Below are 21768 nucleotides of genomic sequence, written 5' to 3' on the forward strand. Positions count from 1 at the left end.
AGATTGTTTTATGTACATCTAAACGATGATTTAATAATCACAATTTTAGAGCTAATTACAAAATTAAAAAAATAAGAGAATAGAGAATCATAATATATTCTATATATTAATGTTTAAAATGTCGTTGATTAGTAAAAATCATTGCTATATTATAATCATTTGCAGTTTGTATGATTTCTTCATCACGTATAGATCCTCCTGGTTGAACAATACAACTAATCCCAACTGAAGCAGCACTATCAATGCCATCTCTAAATGGGAAAAAAGCATCAGAAGCCATAGTTGCTCCTATGACATTAAAACCTTGATCTTTCACTTTAATATTAGCTAATTTGGTAGAATAGATTCTACTCATTTGACCAGCACCTATTCCTATAGTTACTTGATTACGACCGTACACAATTGCATTAGATTTTACAAATCTAGCTATTTTCCAACAAAAAATAGCGTCTGTTAATTCTTGTTTTGTTGGATTTCTTTTTGTAACAAATTTCCATTTTTTATAATCTATATTATTATAATCATGTTCTTGTATGAGTAATCCATTAGTAATTTTTTTAAAATCTAGTCCTTTTTTAGTTTTTTTTATTTTTCCACTAACTAGTATTCTTATATTTTTTTTTTCTTTTAATATTTTCAACGCTGATGTTTTTATTTCAGGTATAATAATCACTTCTACAAATTGTTTTTTAATGATTTCTTGAGCTGTTTTACTATCTAATACTGAGTTAAAAGCAACTATACCTCCAAATGCTGAAATAGGATCAGCTTGATACGCTAGTAGATAGGATTCTAAAAGACTGTTACTGACTGCAACACCGCAAGGATTATCATGTTTTACAATTACACATGCTGGTTTCGTAAATTCTTTTACACATTCTAATGCTGTATCAGCATCAGATATATTATTATATGATAAACATTTTCCTTGAATTTGATTAGAACTACTAATTGTTCCTGATGTTAATATTTCACTTTCTACATAAAAAGATGCTTTTTGATGTTGATTTTCTCCATATCTTAAATCTTGTTTTTTTATAAAAGAAAAATTTATTTTTTTTGGAAATAAATTATTTTGATTATCGGTTTTAAAAGTATTTTTTTTTGTAAAAAATTGTGAAATAATTTTTTCATAACTAAATGTATATTGGAACGCTTTATCAGCCAAATAGAATCTTTTTTCTATATTCATAGTATTATTATGAATAGAATTTATAATTAATGGAATGTCAGATAAATCTACTACGACTATAACATTTTTATAATTTTTTGCAGCAGCACGGATAAGTGTCGGTCCACCGATATCAATATTATTTATAATATCATCTATATTATTTTCCTTAACAAATTGTTCTTTTTCAAAAGGATAGAAATTTACGATCACCATATCTATTGGAATAATATCATATAATTTCATAATTTCTTGATCTTGATCTTGTCTCCTTAAAATACTAGCCATTAATTTGGGATGTAATGTTTTTACGCGTCCATCCATTATTTCCGGAAATTTAGTATAATCTGAGATTTCTGTAACAGAAATTTTATTTTTTCGTAAAAATTTTGAAGTTCCTCCAGTTGAAAATAGATCAATTTTATTTTTTATTAATGTTTTTGCTATTTCTACAATATTAGCTTTATCTGAAACACTAATTAAAGCGTTTTTTATGACGTTAACAAATGGCATAATAGGTTTGGTCTTTTTAAAAAAATAAATATATTTATAATATAAAATAAAAGTATTCTTGTATGATTGAATTAATGTAAAATTAAGTGTTTTCAAAAACTATACAAGATATAATAATTTTTTTATCAGGGGCAATGTGCCCCCTTTAATACTTCATTGGTAGTTTTTAAAAATCATTTAATTGCATTTTTTAATGTTTTACCGGATGTAAAACTAGGAACTTTAGTAGCGGGAATTTGTATTTCTTTTCCTGTTTGAGGGTTTCGTCCTGTACGAGATGCTCTTAAGTTAACTTTAAAAGTACCAAATCCAACTATTTGTACAGATTCTCCTTGTTTTAAAGATTCTATAATAGTAGATAGTGTTGCTTCTAAAGTAGATTTAGCTTGTATTTTAGATAAATTAGATTTTTTAGAAATGATATTAATTAATTGAGTTTTATTCATTATTTTTCCTTTTTTATTCAAATGAAAAAATTAATAATGTATTTGATATTTTTATAAATTTAGATAGAAACATTTATATGAAAAATATGTTTTTTTATGTCTTTTTTTATATATATTGGATATAAAAGAACATAAAAATAAAGAAAAGCAGATTGAAAAATTATTAACTAAAAAAAATTAATATATAATATGTCTGATAATAATTTAAAAAATACTATATAAATTATAGATATCTTTTAAAAATAAATATTTTTATTTAAAAGTATTAATTGATATAAGTATTTTTATAGTAAAAATTAAAAACATTAGAAAATATATACTTATTATGTTGAAGAAATATTATTTTAAATAACAGTAATTATGTTCAACAGAATTTTATTATTTTTTTTCATTAATAAACAATATGATTAGATAATTAATATTTGAATAAATATTAATTTTGACTTGTTATAATATTATGTTAAACATCTTTTTTAATATTTCATCATACTGATTTATGTACTTATTAATCAATACAAATTATTAGTTTTTTACTTTGGCTGCTTTTCAGAGCAGCCATAATTTAGATATATTTTAAAATATTAAGTATAATCATTTTGTGTAAGAGTAGAATTTAATAATTCAGAAAGACTAGCAGAAGCTTCTTCAGCACTAATTTGAGAACTGTTTACTGTGAGATTATTATGTTTTTTTTGACGACGGTTTAATCGTTCTTTATGATATGCATATCCTGTACCTGCAGGAATCAAACGTCCAACGATAACATTTTCTTTTAAACCTCTTAATTCGTCTCTTTTTCCTGCTACTGCAGATTCAGTTAACACTCTAGTTGTTTCTTGAAAAGAGGCTGCAGATATAAAAGATTCTGTTGCAAGTGAAGCTTTAGTAATACCTAGTAAATCTCTTGAAAAAGTTGCAGGTATTTTCTTTTTTTTCTCTAAAACACGATTAGAAATTTTAATTCGAGAAAATTCAACTTGTTCTCCGTTTAAAAAATCAGAATTTCCTGATTTAATAATAGTAGCTTTACGAAGCATTTGTCTTATAATTACTTCAATATGTTTATCATTAATTTTTACACCTTGCAAACGATATACTTCTTGTACTTCATTAACAATATATCTAGTTACAGCTTGAACTCCTCTTAAACGAAGAATATCATGTGGTGATTCAGGTCCATCAGATACGACATCACCACGTTCAACTCTTTCTCCTTCAAAGACATTTAACTGTCTCCATTTTGGAATCATTTCTTCATAAGAATCACTACCATCTACTGGAGTAATAACTAATCTTCTTTTTCCTTTAGTTTCTTTTCCAAATGATATAATACCACTAATTTCAGCTAAAATAGCTAATTCTTTTGGGCGTCTAGCTTCAAATAAATCTGCTACTCTTGGAAGTCCACCAGTGATATCTTTAGTACCACCTGATTCTTGTGGTACTCTTGCTAGAGTATCACCTGAACTAATTTGTACACCATCGTTTAATTGAACGATTGCTTTTCCAGGTAAAAAATATTGTGCAGGCATATCTGTACCTGAAATTAAAACGTCTTTTCCATCACAATCAATTATTTTTAATGCTGGTCTTAAATCTTTTCCAATTGACATTCTTTCTGCTGTATCTAATATTACTATAGAAGATAATCCTGTTAGTTCATCAGCTTGTCTCGTAATACTTTGTCCATCTATCATATCCACAAAACGGACTAAACCATTTACTTCAGTAATTACAGGCATCGTATGCGGATCCCATTTTGCTACAGTTTCTCCTGAATTAACTTTTTCACCATTTCCTTTAGCCATAATAGCACCATAAGGAACTTTATAACTTTCTTTGGTTCTACCAAAATTATCAATTATATTTAGTTCTACATTTCTAGAAGTAATTACTATTTTACCTGTAGAATTAGTAACAAACTTAGCATTATTTAGATGTATAATACCTTGATTTTTTACTTCAATGCTAGATTCTGCTGCTGCTCTAGATGCTGCACCACCAATATGAAAAGTTCTCATAGTTAATTGAGTACCCGGTTCACCTATAGATTGAGCAGCAATAACTCCAATTGCTTCTCCTTTATTAACTAGATTACCTCGTGCTAAATCTCGTCCGTAACAATAAGCACATACACCAAAATCAGTATCACAATTAACTACTGATCTTACTTTAACATTATCTATAGAATTTTTTTCTAAAAGATCACACCATTGTTCATTTAATAACGTATTTCTTTGAATTAATATATTATTAGTATTTGGAATAATAACATTTTCTGCTGTAACACGACCTAAAACACGTTCACGTAATGGTTCTTTTACATCACCTCCTTCAATTAACGGAGTCATTAAAATTCCTTCATGTGTTTTACAATCATCTTTTGTTACAACTAAATCTTGTGCCACGTCTACTAAGCGACGTGTTAAATACCCAGAATTAGCTGTTTTCAGTGCTGTATCTGCTAATCCTTTACGTGCGCCATGAGTAGAAATAAAATATTGCAAGACATTTAAACCTTCTCGAAAATTAGCTGTAATTGGTGTTTCAATAATCGAACCGTCTGGTTTTGCCATTAATCCTCTCATCCCAGCTAATTGACGAATTTGTGCAGCAGAACCACGAGCTCCAGAATCTGCCATCATAAATATACTATTAAAAGAGATTTGTTTTTGTTTTTCTCCTTTTTTATTTATAACAGATTCTGTAGATAAGTTTTCCATCATAGCTTTAGCTACTCTTTCATTAGCTGCTGCCCAAATATCAATTACTTTATTATATCTTTCGCCAGCTGTTACTAGTCCAGATTGGAATTGTTCTTGTATTTCAGCAACTTCAATTTCTGCTTCGTGAATAATATTTGCTTTTTTCTTTGGTATAACCATATCATCAATACCAACTGAAGCTCCTGATCTTGCAGCATAAGCAAATCCTGTATACATAATTTGATCAGCAAAAAAAACAGTCGGTTTAAGTCCTAAAATACGATAACAAGTATTAAGCATTTTAGAAATATCTTTTTTACCTAAAGTTTGATTTACAATACTGAAAGGAAGACCTTTCGGAACAATTGTCCATAAAATTGCTCGCCCTATAGTAGTGTGAATAATTTTTGTTATTTGAGTAAAGCTATTATCTTCATTTTTTTTATATTCTGTGATTCTTATTCTAACTAAGGAATGCAATTCTGCAATTCCTAAACGATATACTTTTTCTGCTTCATTTGAACCATTTAATAACATCCCTTCACCTTTCCCGTTTATTTTTTCACGAGTCATATAATACAATCCTAAAACTACATCTTGAGAAGGTACAATAATTGGTTCTCCATTAGCTGGAGAAAGAATATTATTAGTAGACATCATTAACGCTCTAGCTTCTAATTGAGATTCGAGAGTTAATGGGACATGAACAGCCATTTGATCTCCATCAAAGTCTGCATTATAAGCAGCACATACTAATGGATGTAGTTGAATAGCTTTTCCTTCTATGAGAACAGGTTCAAATGCTTGTATACCTAATCTATGTAAAGTCGGTGCACGATTTAATAAAACTGGATGTTCTCGAATTACTTCATCTAAAATATCCCATACTACTGCTTCTTCTCTTTCTACCATTTTTTTTGCTGCTTTAATAGTAGTAGCTAAACCACGAACTTCTAATTTTCCATATATAAATGGTTTAAAAAGTTCTAATGCCATTTTTTTAGGTAATCCACATTGATGTAAACGGAGATAAGGACCTACAGTAATTACTGAACGACCTGAATAATCTACACGTTTTCCTAAAAGATTTTGCCGAAATCTTCCTTGTTTTCCTTTAATCATATCAGCTAGTGATTTTAGAGGTCTTTTATTAGATCCTGTAATTGCACGACCTCTTCTTCCATTATCTAGCAAAGCATCAACTGCTTCTTGTAACATTCTTTTTTCGTTTCTTACAATTATATCTGGAGCTGCTAAATCTAATAAACGTTTCAGACGATTATTCCTATTTATAACTCTGCGGTATAAATCATTTAAATCAGATGTTGCAAATCTTCCTCCATCTAATGGTACTAATGGCCTAAGATCAGGTGGTAGTACTGGTAAGACGGTAAGAATCATCCATTCCGGTTTATTGTGAGATTGAATAAAAGATTCTAATAATTTAATTCTTTTTGTTAGTTTTTTTCTTTTAGTCTCAGAATTGGTATCATGCAATTCCATTCTTAGAATATCGCATTCTTGTGCTAAATTAATATCTTTTAATAAAAATTGAATCGCTTCTGCTCCCATTGTTGCATGAAATTCATCACCAAATTCTTCTAAAGCATCTAAATATTGTTCTTCAGTTAAAATTTGATTTTTTTCAAGATTAGTCATTCCTGTTTCTATAACAACATAAGATTCAAAATATAATACTCTTTCAATATCTCTTAAAGGCATATCTAATAATAGACCTATACGTGAGGGTAAAGATTTTAAAAACCAAATGTGAGCTGTAGGTGAAGAAAGTTCTATATGACCCATTCGTTCACGTCTAACTTTACTTTGAGTTACTTCAACACCACATTTTTCACAAATCACACCTCGGTGTTTTAATCTCTTATATTTACCACATAAACATTCATAATCTTTAACTGGACCAAAAATACGAGCACAAAATAGTCCATCTCTTTCGGGTTTAAAAGTACGATAATTAATCGTTTCAGGTTTTTTAACTTCACCAAATGACCAAGATCTAATCATATCAGGTGAAGCTAATGAAATTTTAATAGCATCAAAATCTTCATTTTTAGTTTGGGATTTAAGAAATTTTAGTAAATCTTTCACGAATTAGCTCTCGTTGGAGTGAAACTTTTAAAGGTAATAAATCTATCAATATTTTTTCTTAATATACAGTAATTGAATTATTCACTTTCTAATTCAATATTAATACCTAATGACCTAATTTCTTTTAACAATACATTAAAAGATTCTGGCATACCAGGTTCCATTTGATGATTTCCATCTACTATGTTTTTATACATTTTGGTTCTTCCATTGACGTCATCAGATTTTACAGTTAACATTTCTTGTAATGTATAAGAAGCTCCATATGCTTCTAATGCCCAAACTTCCATTTCACCAAAACGTTGTCCACCAAATTGAGCTTTTCCACCTAATGGTTGTTGAGTTACTAAGCTATAAGAACCAGTAGAACGAGCATGCATCTTATCATCTACTAAATGATTTAATTTTAACATATACATATAACCAACTGTCACTGGTCGTTCAAATTTTTCTCCTGTTCTTCCATCAAAAAGTGTAATTTGACCAGAAGTAGGTAAATTAGCAAATTCTAAAAGTTTCTTTATCTCATTTTCTTGTGCACCATCGAATACAGGAGTAGCAATAGGCATGCCATTTTTTAAATTATTTGCTAGGCATAGTATTTCTTCATTTGAAAAAGTATCTAAATCTATTTTTTGACGTAAATTGTCACCTAAATCAAAAGCTTGTTGTATAAATTTTCGTAAATTAGATATTTTTTCTTGTGTTTTCAACATATGATTAATTTTGTTACCAATACCTTTTGCCGCCATGCCTAGATGTGTTTCTAATATTTGTCCAATATTCATACGAGAAGGAACACCTAATGGATTTAAAACAATATCTACTGGGATACCATATTCGTCATAAGGCATATCTTCAATCGGATTGATTTTAGATATTACTCCTTTATTTCCATGTCTTCCTGCCATTTTATCACCAGGTTGAATTTGACGTTTAACAGCTAAATATACTTTTACTATTTTTAAAACACCTGGAGATAAATCATCACCTTGTGTGATTTTTCGACGTTTTATTTCAATCTTTTTATTAAATTCTTCTTTTAATTCATGATGTTGTTTTGCAAGCTTTTCAATTTCTTTTTTTTGATCTTTTTGTTTTATTTCTATTGAAAGCCATTTTTCATAAGGTAATTTATTTAATTTTTCTATTTTAATATCAAAAGATATAAGAGTTTTTTTAATATTAAGAAATAGACTAGATTCAAATATTTTAAATTCTTCTGTTAAATCTTTTTTCGCTTGTTTAAGTTGCATATCTTCAATTTCTAAAGCTCTTTTATCTTTTTTTACACCATCTCTAGTAAATATTTGCACATCTATTACGGTTCCTGATACTCCATTAGGAACTCGTAATGAAGAATCTTTTACATCTGATGCTTTTTCACCAAAAATAGCACGTAATAATTTTTCTTCTGGTGTTAGTTGTGTTTCTCCTTTAGGTGTCACTTTACCTACTAATATATCTCCTCCAGTCACTTCGGCTCCAATGTATACAATACCTGATTCATCTAATTTAGATAAAGCTGCTTCTCCTACATTTGGGATATCTGAACTTATTTCTTCTGCTCCTAGTTTAGTATCGCGAGATATACATGATAGTTCCTGAATGTGAATAGTAGTAAAACGATCTTCTTGAACTACTCTTTCTGATACTAAAATAGAATCTTCAAAATTATATCCATTCCAAGGCATAAAGGCCACTCTCATGTTTTGTCCTAATGCAAGTTCTCCTAAATCAGTGGATGGACCATCTGCTAAAACATCACCTTTTTTGATTTTTTCACCTAGATCGACACATGGTTGTTGGTTAATACAAGTATTTTGATTAGACCGAGTATATTTGGTTAAATTATAAATATCTATTCCAGCTTCTTCTGAATGCATTTCTGTTTCATCAACTTTAATAACTATACGAGAAGCATCTACATATTGAATAAAACCGCTTCTTTTAGCAACAACTGTTACGCCTGAATCTACTGCTACTGCTCTTTCCATGCCTGTTCCAACTAACGGTTTATCTGTTTTCAAAGTAGGGACTGCTTGACGTTGCATATTTGCACCCATTAATGCTCTATTGGCATCATCATGTTCTAGAAAAGGTATTAAAGATGCACCCACAGATACAATTTGCTGAGTAGAAACATCCATATAATTCACTTGATTGCGGTTAAATAAACTAGATTCGCCTTTATGTCGACAAGTTACTAAATCATCAGTAAAAAATCCATTTTTATCAATATTAGTATTAGCTTGAGCAATAATATAATTACCTTCTTCTATAGCAGATAAGTAATTAATTTCTTTAGTGATGAATCCGTCTCGTACTTTTCTATAAGGTGTTTCTAAAAATCCGTATGAATTAGTTTGAGAATATACAGATAAAGAATTGATTAATCCGATATTAGGACCTTCTGGTGTTTCTATAGGACATACTCGGCCATAGTGAGTAGGATGAACATCTCGAACTTCAAATCCCGCTCTTTCTCTAGTTAAACCACCTAATCCTAAAGCTGAAATTCTTCTTTTATGTGTAATTTCTGATAAAGGATTATTTTGATCCATAAATTGTGATAATTGACTAGAACCAAAAAATTCTTTCACAGCAGCTGATATAGGTTTTGCATTTATCATATCTTGTGGCATTAGAGTTTCTAAATCACCAATTGACAATCTTTCTTTAACTGCTCTTTCAACTCTAACTAGACCAATTCTAAATTGATTTTCTGCCATTTCTCCAACTGATCTAATACGTCTATTTCCTAAATGATCAATATCATCAACTTCTCCTTTTCCATTACGGATATCAATTATTTTTTTAATAACATCAATAATATCTTCTTTATTTAGAGTACTTGATCCTTCAATTTCTTTACGTAAAAGAGATCTGTTAAATTTCATTCTACCGACAGAAGATAAATCATATCGATCTTCACAAAAAAATAAATTTTCAAATAGATTTTCTGTTGCTTCTTTCGTAGGTGGTTCTCCAGGTCTCATCACTCGGTAGATTTCTATTAAAGCACTCATACGATCATGAGCAGAGTCTATCCGTAATGTTTCTGATATATACGGACCATGATCTAAATCATTAGTAAATAATGTTTCAATACAATTAAAACCTGATTTTCTAAGTTTTTCGAGCCCTTCTAAAGATAGTTCAGTATTAGCAAAAACAATTATTTCACCTGTTTTTTTATCTAAATAATTTTTAGATATAATTCTTCCTAAAATGTATTCTACTGGAACAGTAATCGATTTGATTTTATAATTTTTTAATTCTTGAATATGTCTAGCGGTAATACGACGACCTTTTTCTACATATATTTTTCCATCTTTTTGAATATTAAATGATGCAGTTTCACCACGTAGTCTTTCAGGAACTAATTCTAACTGAATAGTATTTTTATCTATGTAAAAGATATTTTTTTCAAAAAATATATTTAATATTTCTTCTGTATTATAGTTTAGCGCTCTTAAAATAATACTTACTGGTAATTTACGACGTCTATCAATTCTTACAAATAGATTATCTTTAGGATCAAATTCAAAATCTAACCAAGATCCTCGATAAGGAATAATACGAGCATTATAGAGAACTTTTCCTGAAGAATGTGTTTTACCTTTATCACTATCAAAAAAGACTCCAGGACTACGATGTAGCTGAGAAACTACTACTCTTTCTGTCCCATTTATGATAAATGTACCATTGTTTGTCATTAATGGTATTTCACCCATATAAACTTCTTGTTCTTTAATATCTTTAACAGTAGCTTCTAATATATCTCGTTCATAAATTACCAGACGTAATCTGACTCTTAATGGTGCTGAATAAGTTGCTCCTCTTATTTGGCATTCTTTTACATCAAAAATTGCTTCTCCTAAACGATAACTAACATATTGAAGTTCAGAATTTCCATTATAACTTTGAATAGGAAAAACAGAACGAAAAGCTGCTTCTAATCCTTGTTGACCATCTAAATCTGGTTCAATAAATTTTTTAAAAGAATTCAGTTGAATTGAAAGAAGATATGGTATATCTAAAACTTGAGGGCGTTTACCAAAATCTTTACGAATACGTTTTTTTTCGGTGTAAGAGTAAACCATAGGGTTCCTAAGCTCGCTGATAGATAAGTTAAAAAAATTTATTTTTTTATCTGAAGGGAGAGACAGTTTTAATGTTTTTTAGAGAATTTTGATTGTTTTTTACAATTACTTTTATTAACCTATGATAAAAGATTTTTGGAGAAAAAATTGAATGTTATCTTAATCAAAAAGGCTGGTGAGTTAAAATCACCAGCCGCGCATGAAACTGAATTAAATTATAAAATATAATATTTTTTATTTAATTTCGATTTCTGCACCAACATCTTCTAATGTTTTTTTAAGTGATTCTGCATCTTCTTTACTAATATTTTCTTTTAAAACTGTGGGAGCTGATTCGACTAAGTCTTTAGCTTCTTTTAGTCCTAAACCAGTTGCACTGCGTACAGTTTTAATTACTGATACTTTATTTGGTCCAATAACTTTTAAAAAAATATCAAATTCTGTTTTTTCTTCCTGTACATCTTTCTCATGATTATTGTTAGAATTCATTGACATGCTAGCAGAAACACCAAATTTTTCTTCCATTGCGGTAATTAGTTCTACAACGTTCATAACTGACATCTCTGATACAGCTTCTAAGATTTGTTCTTTAGTAATAGACATAATAATTCCTAATCAGAATTAGAATTATTTTAGATGTTATTAAAACATCAAAAATAATAACCTTTAAGAGGTTTCTTTTTTCTTTTTTATAGCAGATAATGTATAAATAAGTTTTCCAGCAACCGACATTTTTAATACTAATAGAAGTTTTATTATCGCTTCTTTATAAGTTGGCATATCTGCCAGTTGATTAATTTCTAAAGTAGAAAGTAATTTTCCTTCAAAAGCTGCTCCTGTGATTTTAAATTGTGTATATTTTTTTGAAAATTCTTTAAATAATCTAGCACCGCTACCCGGATGAATCATAGAATAAGCAATGAAAGTCGAACCTTTTATTTTTTTTTTTAAACATTCAAAAACAGTATTTTTAATTGCTAGAGATAACAGAGTATTTTGAACAATACTCATTTTTACTCCTATCTCACGTCCAGATTTACGTAGTTTATTTATTTTATTTACTGAAATGCCTTGAGAGTCTGCAGTTACAGCTGATAATGCTGTTTTTGATATTTTATTAATTTTAGATACAATTATTTTTTTTTCATTAAGATTTAATGCCATTTTATCGGATTCTCCTGTAGAGAGAAATGATCTGTAATTCATGATTTAATAAAAATATTTTTATGAGTATTATAAAATAACTATAAAATAAATTTTTAAATGGCAAATTTATTTTATTAAAATCAGATTATTTTGAAGATCAACTTTACAAAAAACTTCAGATGCTGATTAAAAAATGGGGATACCATTATAGAGAATTTTTTTTCTAGCGTAAAGTAAAAATCATTTCTTTAAAGAGATAAACTTGATTGATCAACTATTAGTCCGATACCCATAGTTGTCGATAGTACTATTTTTTTTATATATATTCCTTTTGATTGCGGAGGCTTAGCTTTTTTTATAGACTCTAAAAACACATGAAAATTCTCTTTTATATGATTGTTATGAAAATTAATACGACCTAGTGTAGCATGAACAATTCCATTTTTATCATTACGATAACGGACTTGTCCTGTTTTTGCATTTTTAATTGCTTCACCAATATTTGTGGTAACTGTGCCTAATTTTGGATTTGGCATCAAACCACGAGGTCCTAGTATTTGTCCTAATTGTGTTACTACTTTCATTGCATCAGGTGAAGCAATAACTACATTAAAATTGATACCTTCTTTTTTAATTTTTTCAGCTAAGTCTTCCATTCCTATTAATTCTGCACCTGCATTTTTAGCGATTTCAATATTATCACCTTGAGTAAAAACAGCTACTCTAACAGTGCGTCCAATACCGTTTGGTAATACTGTTGAGCCTCGAATATTTTGATCTGATTTTTTTGAATTTATTCCTAAATTAATAGCAATATCAATACTTTCATTAAATTTTACTTTTGATGTTTTTTTTAATAAAACAATTAATTCATCAATATGGTATGATTTTTCACAATTAATAGTATCTTTAATTTTTTTTATGCGTTTAGTAATTTTCGTCATTTATTATTCCTCAATCATTAAACCCATGGACTTAGCTGTTCCTTCAATAGAACGCATCATACTTTCAATATTAGAACCCGTCATATCATCATTTTTTATTTTCGCTATTTCTTTAATTTGCGAACGATTTATTTTTCCTATTTTTTCTATTTTTGGTTTACTAGAACCTGATTTAATTCCAGATATTTTTTTTAATAAAATAGAAGCTGGAGGAGTTTTTGTAATAAATGTAAATGAACGATCAGAATAGACTGTAATTACAACTGGTATAGGAAGTCCTTTCTCTAAATTTTCTGTTTTTTTATTAAATAATTTACAAAATTCCATGATATTAACACCCTTTTGACCTAATGCAGGTCCAATTGGTGGACTGGGATTAGCTATACCAGCTGAGACTTGAAGTTTAATATAAGATTGTATTTTTTTTGCCATTTTTTTGTATTCTCAAATATATATAAAACATTGTTGTTAAAACAGATATAAGAATTATTTAGTTTTTTTCAACTTGTCTGAAATCTAATTCGACAGGAGTCGATCTTCCAAAAATAGACACAGAAACTTTAAGTCTACTTTTTTCATAATCTACCTCTTCTACAACACCATTAAAGTCTGAAAAAGGACCATCATTTACCCTGATCATTTCTCCAGGTTCAAATAAAGTTTTAGGTCTAGGTTTATCACCTATTTGACGTAGCCTGTTAATAATGATTTCCACTTCTTTATCGCTAATAGGTGATGGTTTATCTGATTTTCCTCCAATAAATCCTAATACTCTAGGAACATTTCTAATTAAGTGCCATGTTGCGTCAGTCATAATCATTTGAATTAAAACATATCCAGGAAAAAATTTATATTCACTTTTTCTGCGTTGTCCACCTCGTATTTCAATAACTTCTTGAGAAGGAACCATAACTTCTCCAAATAAATTTTCCATTTTATTTAATTTTACATGTTCTCGTATTGATTGTGCTACGCGACCTTCAAAGCCAGAAAAAGCTTGTAATACATACCATCTTTTTTTTTGACTCTCATGCATTTTAGAACCTTAAACTAATAATAAATGCTATTAAACGAAAGATAATATTATCTAAACCCCATAAAATAAGAGATATAATAATTGTGACAGAAATAACAATAAATGTAGTATATAAAGTTTCTTTATATTCTGGCCATGTTATTTTTTGCATTTCTTTTTTTGACATTTTTATATAAGAAAATATATTTTTTCCTTTTTTTGTACATAGTAAAATACTAATAGAACAGATCACTAAAAAAAATATTATTAATATACGAAGAAGTAATTGTTTTTCATAAAAATAGTAGTTAATAAAAATTGATAGAATAAAGAATACGGACACAGACAACCATTTTATTTTTTCTAGAATTTTAGATTCGTTTTGTTTATGGCTATTTTTATTCATAATTTCTCCTAAAATTATAAAATAATATAGAAAAAATATGTTAATATATACTAAAATTATTATTTTATTTTTTATTAGGAAAATATTTTAATATTACGATATTAATAGAAAACAAAAAAATACATTCTATTTTTTTAAAATAGATCTAATAGTTATGAATTAAATTTATTTTTAATTTAAAATAAAGTATTAGGTGAGATTTATGAAAAATGATTTTACGATAATTTTTTTATATTTATAGGTAAAATTTAAAAGAAAAGTTAGTAGTTTTTTTTTAATATGCTGATACCCAGGATTGAACTGGGGACCTCACCCTTACCAAGGGTGTGCTCTACCTACTGAGCCATATCAGCAATTTTGAGCGGACAGCGGGAATTGAACCCGTATCATCAGCTTGGAAGGCTGAGGTAATAGCCATTATACGATGTCCGCTTTTTTTAAAATATTAAATTGGTGGGAGAAGGATTCGAACCTTCGAAGTCGATGACGGCAGATTTACAGTCTGCTCCCTTTAGCCGCTCGGGAATCCCACCTTATTATTTTTTCTATTATTCTACTAATTCTACTATATTTTATGCCGGCTACCGGAATCGAACTGGTGACCTACTGATTACAAGTCAGTTGCTCTGCCTGCTGAGCTAAGCCGGCATTTTATATAATCGAATATAATAAATAATTTTTAAAATTAATTTTAAAGAGATTATATTATATAATTTTTAGTTTGTATTGCAAGTTTTTTATAAAAAATATTTTTTAAGAATTCTTTTAATAAATAATTTTTTTATTTTTTAATGTAAAAAGATCTGATGTTTTTATTTTTTTAATAGATCCGATAAAGTCTACTTCTGGTTCTAGGTGTATGTTAAATTTTTTTAAAACATGTCTATATATTATTTGGGCTAATTGGAGTATTTCTTGAGGAGTCGCTTTTTTTTTATTAATTAATATAAGTTTTTTTTTCTGATATATAGCAGCATCACCAATTTGAATATTTTTAAGATTGCAATGTTCAATTAGCCATCCACCAGAAATTTTTATTAAACCATCTGATTGCGGATAATATGGAATATTATATAAACATATTAGTTTTTCTGCATGTTTTTTTTTAATAATTGGATTTTTAAAAAAACTTCCAGCATTTCCAATTTTTTTAAGATTAGGTAAATTTTTAGTGCGTATTTTAGATACTATATTAAAAATTTGATGTGCACTTATAAATTTTGGTTTCATGTGATTTTCTAGTTCAGAAAAGATAAGTGGTTGCCATTTTTTTGATAATTTAATTCCAACAGCAATAACAACACATTCAGAATAATATTGATTTTTAAAAATACTATTTCGATAAGAAAATTTACATGAATTTTTATTCATTCTTATAATAGAATTATTTTTAAAAGACATGACATCAACATAATGACATACATCTTTAAATTCTAAACCATAAGCACCTATATTTTGAATTGCTGCTGATCCTATACAACCAGGAATTAATGCTGAATTTTCTAATCCTAAAATACCTAAATTGAGAGTATATTTTACTAAATCATGCCATTTTTCTCCTGAAAAGACATGTAATAACCAATTGTTACTTTTTTCTACTATTTTTATTCCTTTAATACGATTAACAATAATAATTCCTTGATAATTTTTTAAAAAGAGTACATTACTTCCTTCCCCTAAAATTAAGTGAGGAATTTGATATAGTTTACATATTTGTAATATATAAATAAGCGATTTAATGTTTTTTATAAAAATAATTTTTTTTGCTGTTAGATCTACTCTAAATGTGTTTAAATCTTTTATTGATAAATTAGAAAAATATTTTATTTTATACATATTTTAATTAAATAATAATATTATTGAATTAGCTATTTATGTTCATTAATTAATATTTTTAGTATATATTATTTTTTTATATTTGAATAATCGAGATAAAAAATTATTTAATGGAGTTTTAGAAATGAAAAATTTTTTTCAATACCATAAAGATATCATACTTCAAAAAAAAGAAAATATTTCTAAAGATATCAAATGTTCTTTTGAATTTTTTCCACCTAAAAATCCTATAGCAGAAAAAAAATTATGCTCTTCAGTTGAGTATCTTAGTAAATTAAATCCAGTCTTTTTTTCTGTGACTTATGGTGCCAATAGTGGCGAACGTGAAAAGACATATGCAATCGTAAAAAAAATAAATGAAAAAACCGGAGTCATAACAGCACCACATTTAACTTGCGTGGATTCTACACCTGATGAATTAAAGAAAATAGGAGAACATTATTGGAACAGTGGTATCCGTAATATCGTTGCGTTAAGAGGAGATACATTGCAAAAAAATTATAAGCATAAAATGTATGCCTTAGATTTAGTGATTTTATTAAAAAAAATTGCCAATTTTGATATTTCTGTCGCTGCATATCCGGAATTACATCCAGAATCAAAAAACGCTACATTTGATATTATAAATTTAAAAAAAAAGATTGATGCGGGTGCAAATAGGGCTATTACACAGTTTTTTTTTAATATTGAAAGTTATCTTTATTTCCGAGATAATTGTATTAAAAACAATATTACTTCTGATATTATACCAGGTATTCTACCAGTTTATAATTTTCAGCAATTACAACGTTTCTCTAGTATGACTAACGTCAAGATCCCAAAATGGATGTTTGAAATATTTAATGGATTAGATGATGATCCAATTACACAAAAAATGATAGGTTCTACTATAATGATAGATATGATAAAAAATTTATCTTCTGAAGGAGTAAAAAATTTTCATTTTTATACTTTAAATCAATCTGATATTATTTATTCTATTTGTCGTATGTTAGATTTATAATTTTTTTTTAGCAACAAAATTTATGTATAATTTTATTAAAAACATTTATAGTCGGTTGAATGAAAGAAGAATCTAAATATTCATCTGGTTGATGTGCTTGTCTAATAGATCCAGGTCCCAATATTAAGGTAGGAGCAATTTTTTTAAAAAAAGGTGCCTCCGTACAGTAATTTGCTGTTTTACTATTTAAACTGCATAGTTTTTCGACTATTTTTGTAACGTTCTTATTTTTACAACATTGATAAGCAGGTACTGCACTATAAAGTTTTTTTAAAATAATACGATTAGACCATTTTTGTATAATTGATTGTAACTTTTCTTGAATTAAAATTTCAATTTGTGTTAAAGTCAATCCAGGTATAGGTCGTATTTCAATATTTAAAGTGCATAAAGAACAAATTCGATTAATAGCATCTCCTCCATGTATAGAAGATAAATTCATAGTGGGGTATGGTACTGAAAACTTTTTATTTTCGTATTTTTGTTTGAGATATTTTTTTAAAGAAATCAAGTTTTCGATAATATTATGCATAATTTCAATACTATTGACACCATCATCAGGATTGCTAGAATGACCAGTACTGCCAACTACTTGAATTGAATAAGATATATGTCCTTTATGTGCATTTATTAATTCTAAAGATGTAGGTTCTCCAATGATTATACAATCTGGTCTGATAATGCTTGATGTCATAAAATATTTGGCTCCAGACATATCCGTTTCTTCATTAGCAGTAGATAGAATATAAATTGGTTTTTTTATTTTCTTGCTATTTATAGAAGACAGTACTTCTAACAAAAAAGCAAAAAATCCTTTCATATCCACTGTTCCTAATCCATAAAATTTATTATCAATTTCAGTTAAAGTAAAAGGATCTTTTGTCCATGTATTTTCGTCAAAATCAACAGTATCTGAATGACCAGATAGAAGTAATCCTCCATCTCCTGAACCAATAGAAGCTAACATATTAAATTTATTAGTATCTGGAACTTGATTTATTTTTATTGAAAAATTTAAATCAGATAAATAATTAGATAATAAATCAATAAAGTTTTTATTCGTTTGATCTAATAATTTATTATGACTACTAATTGTAGGAATACTAATTAATGATTCATAAATTTTAATAAAAGAAGGAATTTTTCTTTCCATGTAATTTTTATAAATATTTGCTATGATTTATGTTGTCAACATTTTATTCATAAATAAAGAATTTATCAATATATTAATGATATGAAATTTATTTTTATTAAAAAATTTAATACAATATTTCATTTATAAATAGTATTTTTTTGTTTAAGGTTTATTAATTTTATGTTAAATGTATTAATTGTTGGAGCGAGTGGTTACGCTGGTGCAGAATTAGTAAATTACATGAATCGTCATGAATTTGCAAAAATAAAAAAAATATTTGTCTCACAAAATAGTTTAGATATAGGTAAAATGTTTTCAGAAGTTCATCAACAATTTACAGATATTGTAAATTTAAAATTTGAATCTATGAGTAATTTTAATATATCAGATCAAGAAATTGATGTTGTTTTTTTGGCAACAGACCATAATGTGAGTCATGATTTAGTTCCTTTTTTTTTATCTTCTAATTGTGTTGTATTTGATCTTTCTGCTTCATATAGAATAAAAGAAAGTAAAGTTTATCTAGATCATTATGGATTCGTTCATCAATATAAACAACTTTTAAAAAAATCTATTTATGGATTAGCAGAATGGCAAGAAAAAAAAATAAGACAAGCACAATTAGTTGCAGTGCCTGGATGTTATGCAACTTGTGTGCAATTAGCATTAAAGCCTTTGGTTGAAGAAAATATTTTATGCAAGGATCATATCCCTATTATTAATGCTGTTAGTGGTGTAAGTGGCGCGGGTAGAAAAGTGAATATGACGAATAGTTTTTGTGAAGTAAGTTTACAGCCATATAATATTTTTACGCATCGTCATACTCCTGAAATTGTAGAAAATTTAGGTATTCCAATAATTTTTATTCCGCATTTAGGTTCATTTTCTCGTGGGATTATTGCTACAATTACATGTAAATTAAAACTTAATATTAAAATACTTGATATGTATAATATATTTAATAAATTTTATAAAAACAAACCATTAATTCGTATATATAATAAATTTTTGCCGAGTATTAAAACAGTTGTAAAACTTCCATATTGTGATATTGGTTTTAAGATTCAAGATAATTATATAGTTATTGTAGCTGCTGAAGATAATTTGTTAAAAGGAGCTGCGGCACAAGCAGTGCAGTGTTTTAATATGCGTTTTGGTTTTTCTGAAACAGAATCAATTATTTAATTAATAATGAGCTATTTATGATAAATCCTTTAGTTATTAAATTAGGTGGTGTTCTTTTAGAAAGCGATGATGCTATGATGCGTTTATTTAAAGCGTTAGTCGATTACAAAAAACATTATAAACGCCATGTATTAATTGTTCATGGAGGAGGTCGTTTAATTGACGATCTGATGATAAAACTTTCTTTACCAGTTAAAAAGAAAAATGGTTTACGTATTACTCCATATGAACATATTAACATTATTACAGGTGCATTAGCTGGAACAGCTAACAAAACCCTTCTTGCTTGGGCGTTAAAGCATAAGCTGAATGCCGTTGGACTGTGTTTAGCAGATGGAAACAGTGTTAATGTAGAAAGAATAGACCAAGATTTAGGTCACGTAGGAAAAGCCTCACCTGGATCACCATTATTTTTAATAAAATTATGCGAAGAAGGTTTTTTACCAATTATTAGTTCCATAGGAATTACTGATGATGGTTTGTTAATGAATGTAAATGCTGATTTAGCAGCTACAGCTTTAGCAACTACTTTACAAGCTAATTTAATTTTATTATCTGATATAAGTTCAATATTAGATGGCAAAGGGCAAAGAATTTTAGAAATTAATAGAGTGCAAGCTGATCAATTAATTGCACAAGGAATTATTACTAATGGTATGATTGTAAAAGTGAATGCGGCTTTAGAAGCAGCATATATTTTGCAACGTCCTGTAGATATAGCAAGTTGGCAAAACACAGAATCCTTAGAATTATTATTTAATGGAGTAAATATTGGTACTCGAGTTTCTGTCTAGTTTTATTATAAATATAGTAGGTTTTAAAATGATGAGTAAAAAAATAAATAAAGTGGTTTTAGCATATTCTGGTGGATTAGATACTTCAGCAATTATTCCATGGCTTAAAGAAAATTATAATGTTGAAGTAATTGCTTTTGTGGCAGATATAGGACAATCTAAAAAAGATCTATGTGGCATTGAAAAAAAAGCATTAGAATCAGGTGCATCTAGTTGCCATATATTTGATTTAAAAGAAGAATTTATAAAGAATTATGTATATCCTATATTAAGAACAGGTGCATTATATGAAGGCAGTTATTTATTAGGAACAGCATTAGCAAGACCTATTATTGCACAGAAACAAGTAGAACTTGCATTTAATATTGGTGCAAATGCACTATGTCATGGTGCTACTGGAAAAGGTAATGATCAAGTACGATTTGAAATGGCTTATGCAGCATTGGCTCCAGATTTGCACGTTATAGCGCCATGGAGAGAATGGAATTTACATTCAAGAGAATCGTTATTAAAATATTTAAAAGAAAGAAACATTTCCACAACAGCTACATTAGAAAAAATTTACAGTAAAGATGAAAATGCTTGGCATATTTCTACAGAAGGAGGAATACTAGAAAATCCTTGGAATCCGTCAAATGAAGATTGTTGGAATTGGACAGTAGACCCTGAAAATGCTCCAGAAAAACCTGAATATATTTCATTAACATTAAAAGAAGGTTCAGTAGTATCTATTAATGATCAAGTATTAAGTCCATTAACATGTGTCGAAAAATTAAATGAAATAGGTTCTAAACATGGTATTGGTAGAATTGATATTATTGAAAATAGATTAATCGGTATTAAGTCTAGAGGTTGTTATGAAACACCTGGTGGTACTATTATTACAGCAGCTATTAAAGCTATTGAACAATTAGTATTAGATCGTGAAAGTTTTCAATGGAGAGAAAAAATTGCTTTAGAAATGTCTTTAGTCGTGTATGATGGCCGTTGGTTTTCTCCTATACGAAAATCTTTACAAGCTGCTGCAGATTCATTATCTTTTGAAGTAAATGGAGAAGTTGTATTAAAATTATATAAAGGTAGTGTTACTGCTGTTCAGAAAAATTCTCCGAATTCCTTGTATTCTGAAGAATATGCTACTTTTGGAAAAGATCAAGTTTATAAACAATCTGATGCTGATGGTTTTATTCGGTTATTTTCTCTTTCTTCAAGAATACGAGCAAAAAATCAATTGAAATAGTTTTTTTATAGAGA

16 protein-coding genes and 4 tRNA genes are annotated in these 21768 nt (G+C 28.1%); 4 read left to right on the top strand and 16 right to left on the bottom strand.

Annotated features, from left to right (window positions below):
• Window positions 1-106: 106 nt before the first annotated feature.
• The 15 genes from purH to murB all read right to left on the bottom strand — a co-directional run bounded on the left by purH (window position 107) and on the right by murB (window position 16397).
• A complete protein-coding gene (purH, locus tag BUMPG002_RS00160; RefSeq protein WP_025404213.1) occupies window positions 107-1684 on the bottom strand; it encodes a bifunctional phosphoribosylaminoimidazolecarboxamide formyltransferase/IMP cyclohydrolase in 1578 nt (525 codons plus the stop codon).
• A gap of 173 nt (window positions 1685-1857) precedes the next feature.
• A complete protein-coding gene (locus BUMPG002_RS00165; protein WP_025368693.1) occupies window positions 1858-2130 on the bottom strand; it encodes an HU family DNA-binding protein in 273 nt (90 codons plus the stop codon).
• Between the two features lie 581 nt (window positions 2131-2711).
• Window positions 2712-6944, bottom strand: a complete 4233-nt coding sequence (gene rpoC, locus BUMPG002_RS00170; protein ID WP_025368694.1) for a DNA-directed RNA polymerase subunit beta' — start codon at window positions 6942-6944, stop codon at window positions 2712-2714.
• A 77-nt stretch (window positions 6945-7021) separates the two neighbouring features.
• Window positions 7022-11050: a DNA-directed RNA polymerase subunit beta gene (rpoB, locus tag BUMPG002_RS00175; RefSeq protein ID WP_025404214.1), complete on the bottom strand. Its 4029-nt coding sequence runs from the start codon at window positions 11048-11050 to the stop codon at window positions 7022-7024.
• A gap of 234 nt (window positions 11051-11284) precedes the next feature.
• Window positions 11285-11653, bottom strand: a complete 369-nt coding sequence (gene rplL, locus BUMPG002_RS00180; RefSeq protein ID WP_025368696.1) for a 50S ribosomal protein L7/L12 — start codon at window positions 11651-11653, stop codon at window positions 11285-11287.
• A gap of 63 nt (window positions 11654-11716) precedes the next feature.
• On the bottom strand, window positions 11717-12214 hold the full coding sequence (rplJ, locus tag BUMPG002_RS00185) for a 50S ribosomal protein L10 (protein WP_025368697.1): 498 nt from the start codon (window positions 12212-12214) through the stop codon (window positions 11717-11719).
• Between the two features lie 230 nt (window positions 12215-12444).
• Window positions 12445-13140: a 50S ribosomal protein L1 gene (gene rplA, locus BUMPG002_RS00190; RefSeq protein WP_025404215.1), complete on the bottom strand. Its 696-nt coding sequence runs from the start codon at window positions 13138-13140 to the stop codon at window positions 12445-12447.
• 3 nt (window positions 13141-13143) lie between these two features.
• A complete protein-coding gene (gene rplK, locus BUMPG002_RS00195) occupies window positions 13144-13572 on the bottom strand; it encodes a 50S ribosomal protein L11 (protein ID WP_025368699.1) in 429 nt (142 codons plus the stop codon).
• Between the two features lie 58 nt (window positions 13573-13630).
• On the bottom strand, window positions 13631-14176 hold the full coding sequence (nusG, locus tag BUMPG002_RS00200; protein ID WP_025368700.1) for a transcription termination/antitermination protein NusG: 546 nt from the start codon (window positions 14174-14176) through the stop codon (window positions 13631-13633).
• 1 nt (window position 14177) lies between these two features.
• On the bottom strand, window positions 14178-14561 hold the full coding sequence (secE, locus tag BUMPG002_RS00205; RefSeq protein ID WP_025368701.1) for a preprotein translocase subunit SecE: 384 nt from the start codon (window positions 14559-14561) through the stop codon (window positions 14178-14180).
• 280 nt (window positions 14562-14841) lie between these two features.
• A tRNA-Thr gene (locus BUMPG002_RS00210) sits at window positions 14842-14914 on the bottom strand.
• A 7-nt stretch (window positions 14915-14921) separates the two neighbouring features.
• Window positions 14922-14993 (bottom strand) — tRNA-Gly (locus BUMPG002_RS00215).
• Between the two features lie 19 nt (window positions 14994-15012).
• A tRNA-Tyr gene (locus BUMPG002_RS00220) sits at window positions 15013-15094 on the bottom strand.
• A gap of 42 nt (window positions 15095-15136) precedes the next feature.
• Window positions 15137-15209, bottom strand: a tRNA-Thr gene (locus BUMPG002_RS00225).
• A gap of 117 nt (window positions 15210-15326) precedes the next feature.
• On the bottom strand, window positions 15327-16397 hold the full coding sequence (murB, locus tag BUMPG002_RS00230; protein WP_025368702.1) for a UDP-N-acetylmuramate dehydrogenase: 1071 nt from the start codon (window positions 16395-16397) through the stop codon (window positions 15327-15329).
• 124 nt (window positions 16398-16521) lie between these two features.
• Between murB and metF the strand changes: the two genes are divergently transcribed.
• Entirely contained in the window at window positions 16522-17400 is an 879-nt protein-coding gene (gene metF, locus BUMPG002_RS00235) for a methylenetetrahydrofolate reductase (RefSeq protein WP_025368703.1), read from the top strand.
• Between the two features lie 7 nt (window positions 17401-17407).
• Here metF and argE read toward each other — a convergent pair whose 3' ends face one another.
• On the bottom strand, window positions 17408-18553 hold the full coding sequence (gene argE / locus BUMPG002_RS00240) for an acetylornithine deacetylase (protein ID WP_025368704.1): 1146 nt from the start codon (window positions 18551-18553) through the stop codon (window positions 17408-17410).
• Between the two features lie 162 nt (window positions 18554-18715).
• Here argE and argC point away from each other — a divergent pair, with 162 nt between their 5' ends.
• The 3 genes from argC to BUMPG002_RS00255 are packed head-to-tail and all read left to right on the top strand — an operon-like array spanning window position 18716 to window position 21754.
• Window positions 18716-19720: an N-acetyl-gamma-glutamyl-phosphate reductase gene (gene argC / locus BUMPG002_RS00245; RefSeq protein ID WP_025368705.1), complete on the top strand. Its 1005-nt coding sequence runs from the start codon at window positions 18716-18718 to the stop codon at window positions 19718-19720.
• 20 nt (window positions 19721-19740) lie between these two features.
• Window positions 19741-20514 (top strand): acetylglutamate kinase, encoded by a 774-nt coding sequence (gene argB, locus BUMPG002_RS00250; protein ID WP_079172795.1) that lies wholly within the window; start codon window positions 19741-19743, stop codon window positions 20512-20514.
• Between the two features lie 28 nt (window positions 20515-20542).
• Window positions 20543-21754: an argininosuccinate synthase gene (locus tag BUMPG002_RS00255; protein ID WP_025368707.1), complete on the top strand. Its 1212-nt coding sequence runs from the start codon at window positions 20543-20545 to the stop codon at window positions 21752-21754.
• The last annotated feature ends 14 nt before the right edge of the window (window positions 21755-21768 follow it).

Origin of the sequence: Buchnera aphidicola str. G002 (Myzus persicae), assembly GCF_000521565.1 — a bacterium.
Lineage (GTDB): Bacteria > Pseudomonadota > Gammaproteobacteria > Enterobacterales > Enterobacteriaceae > Buchnera > Buchnera aphidicola_C.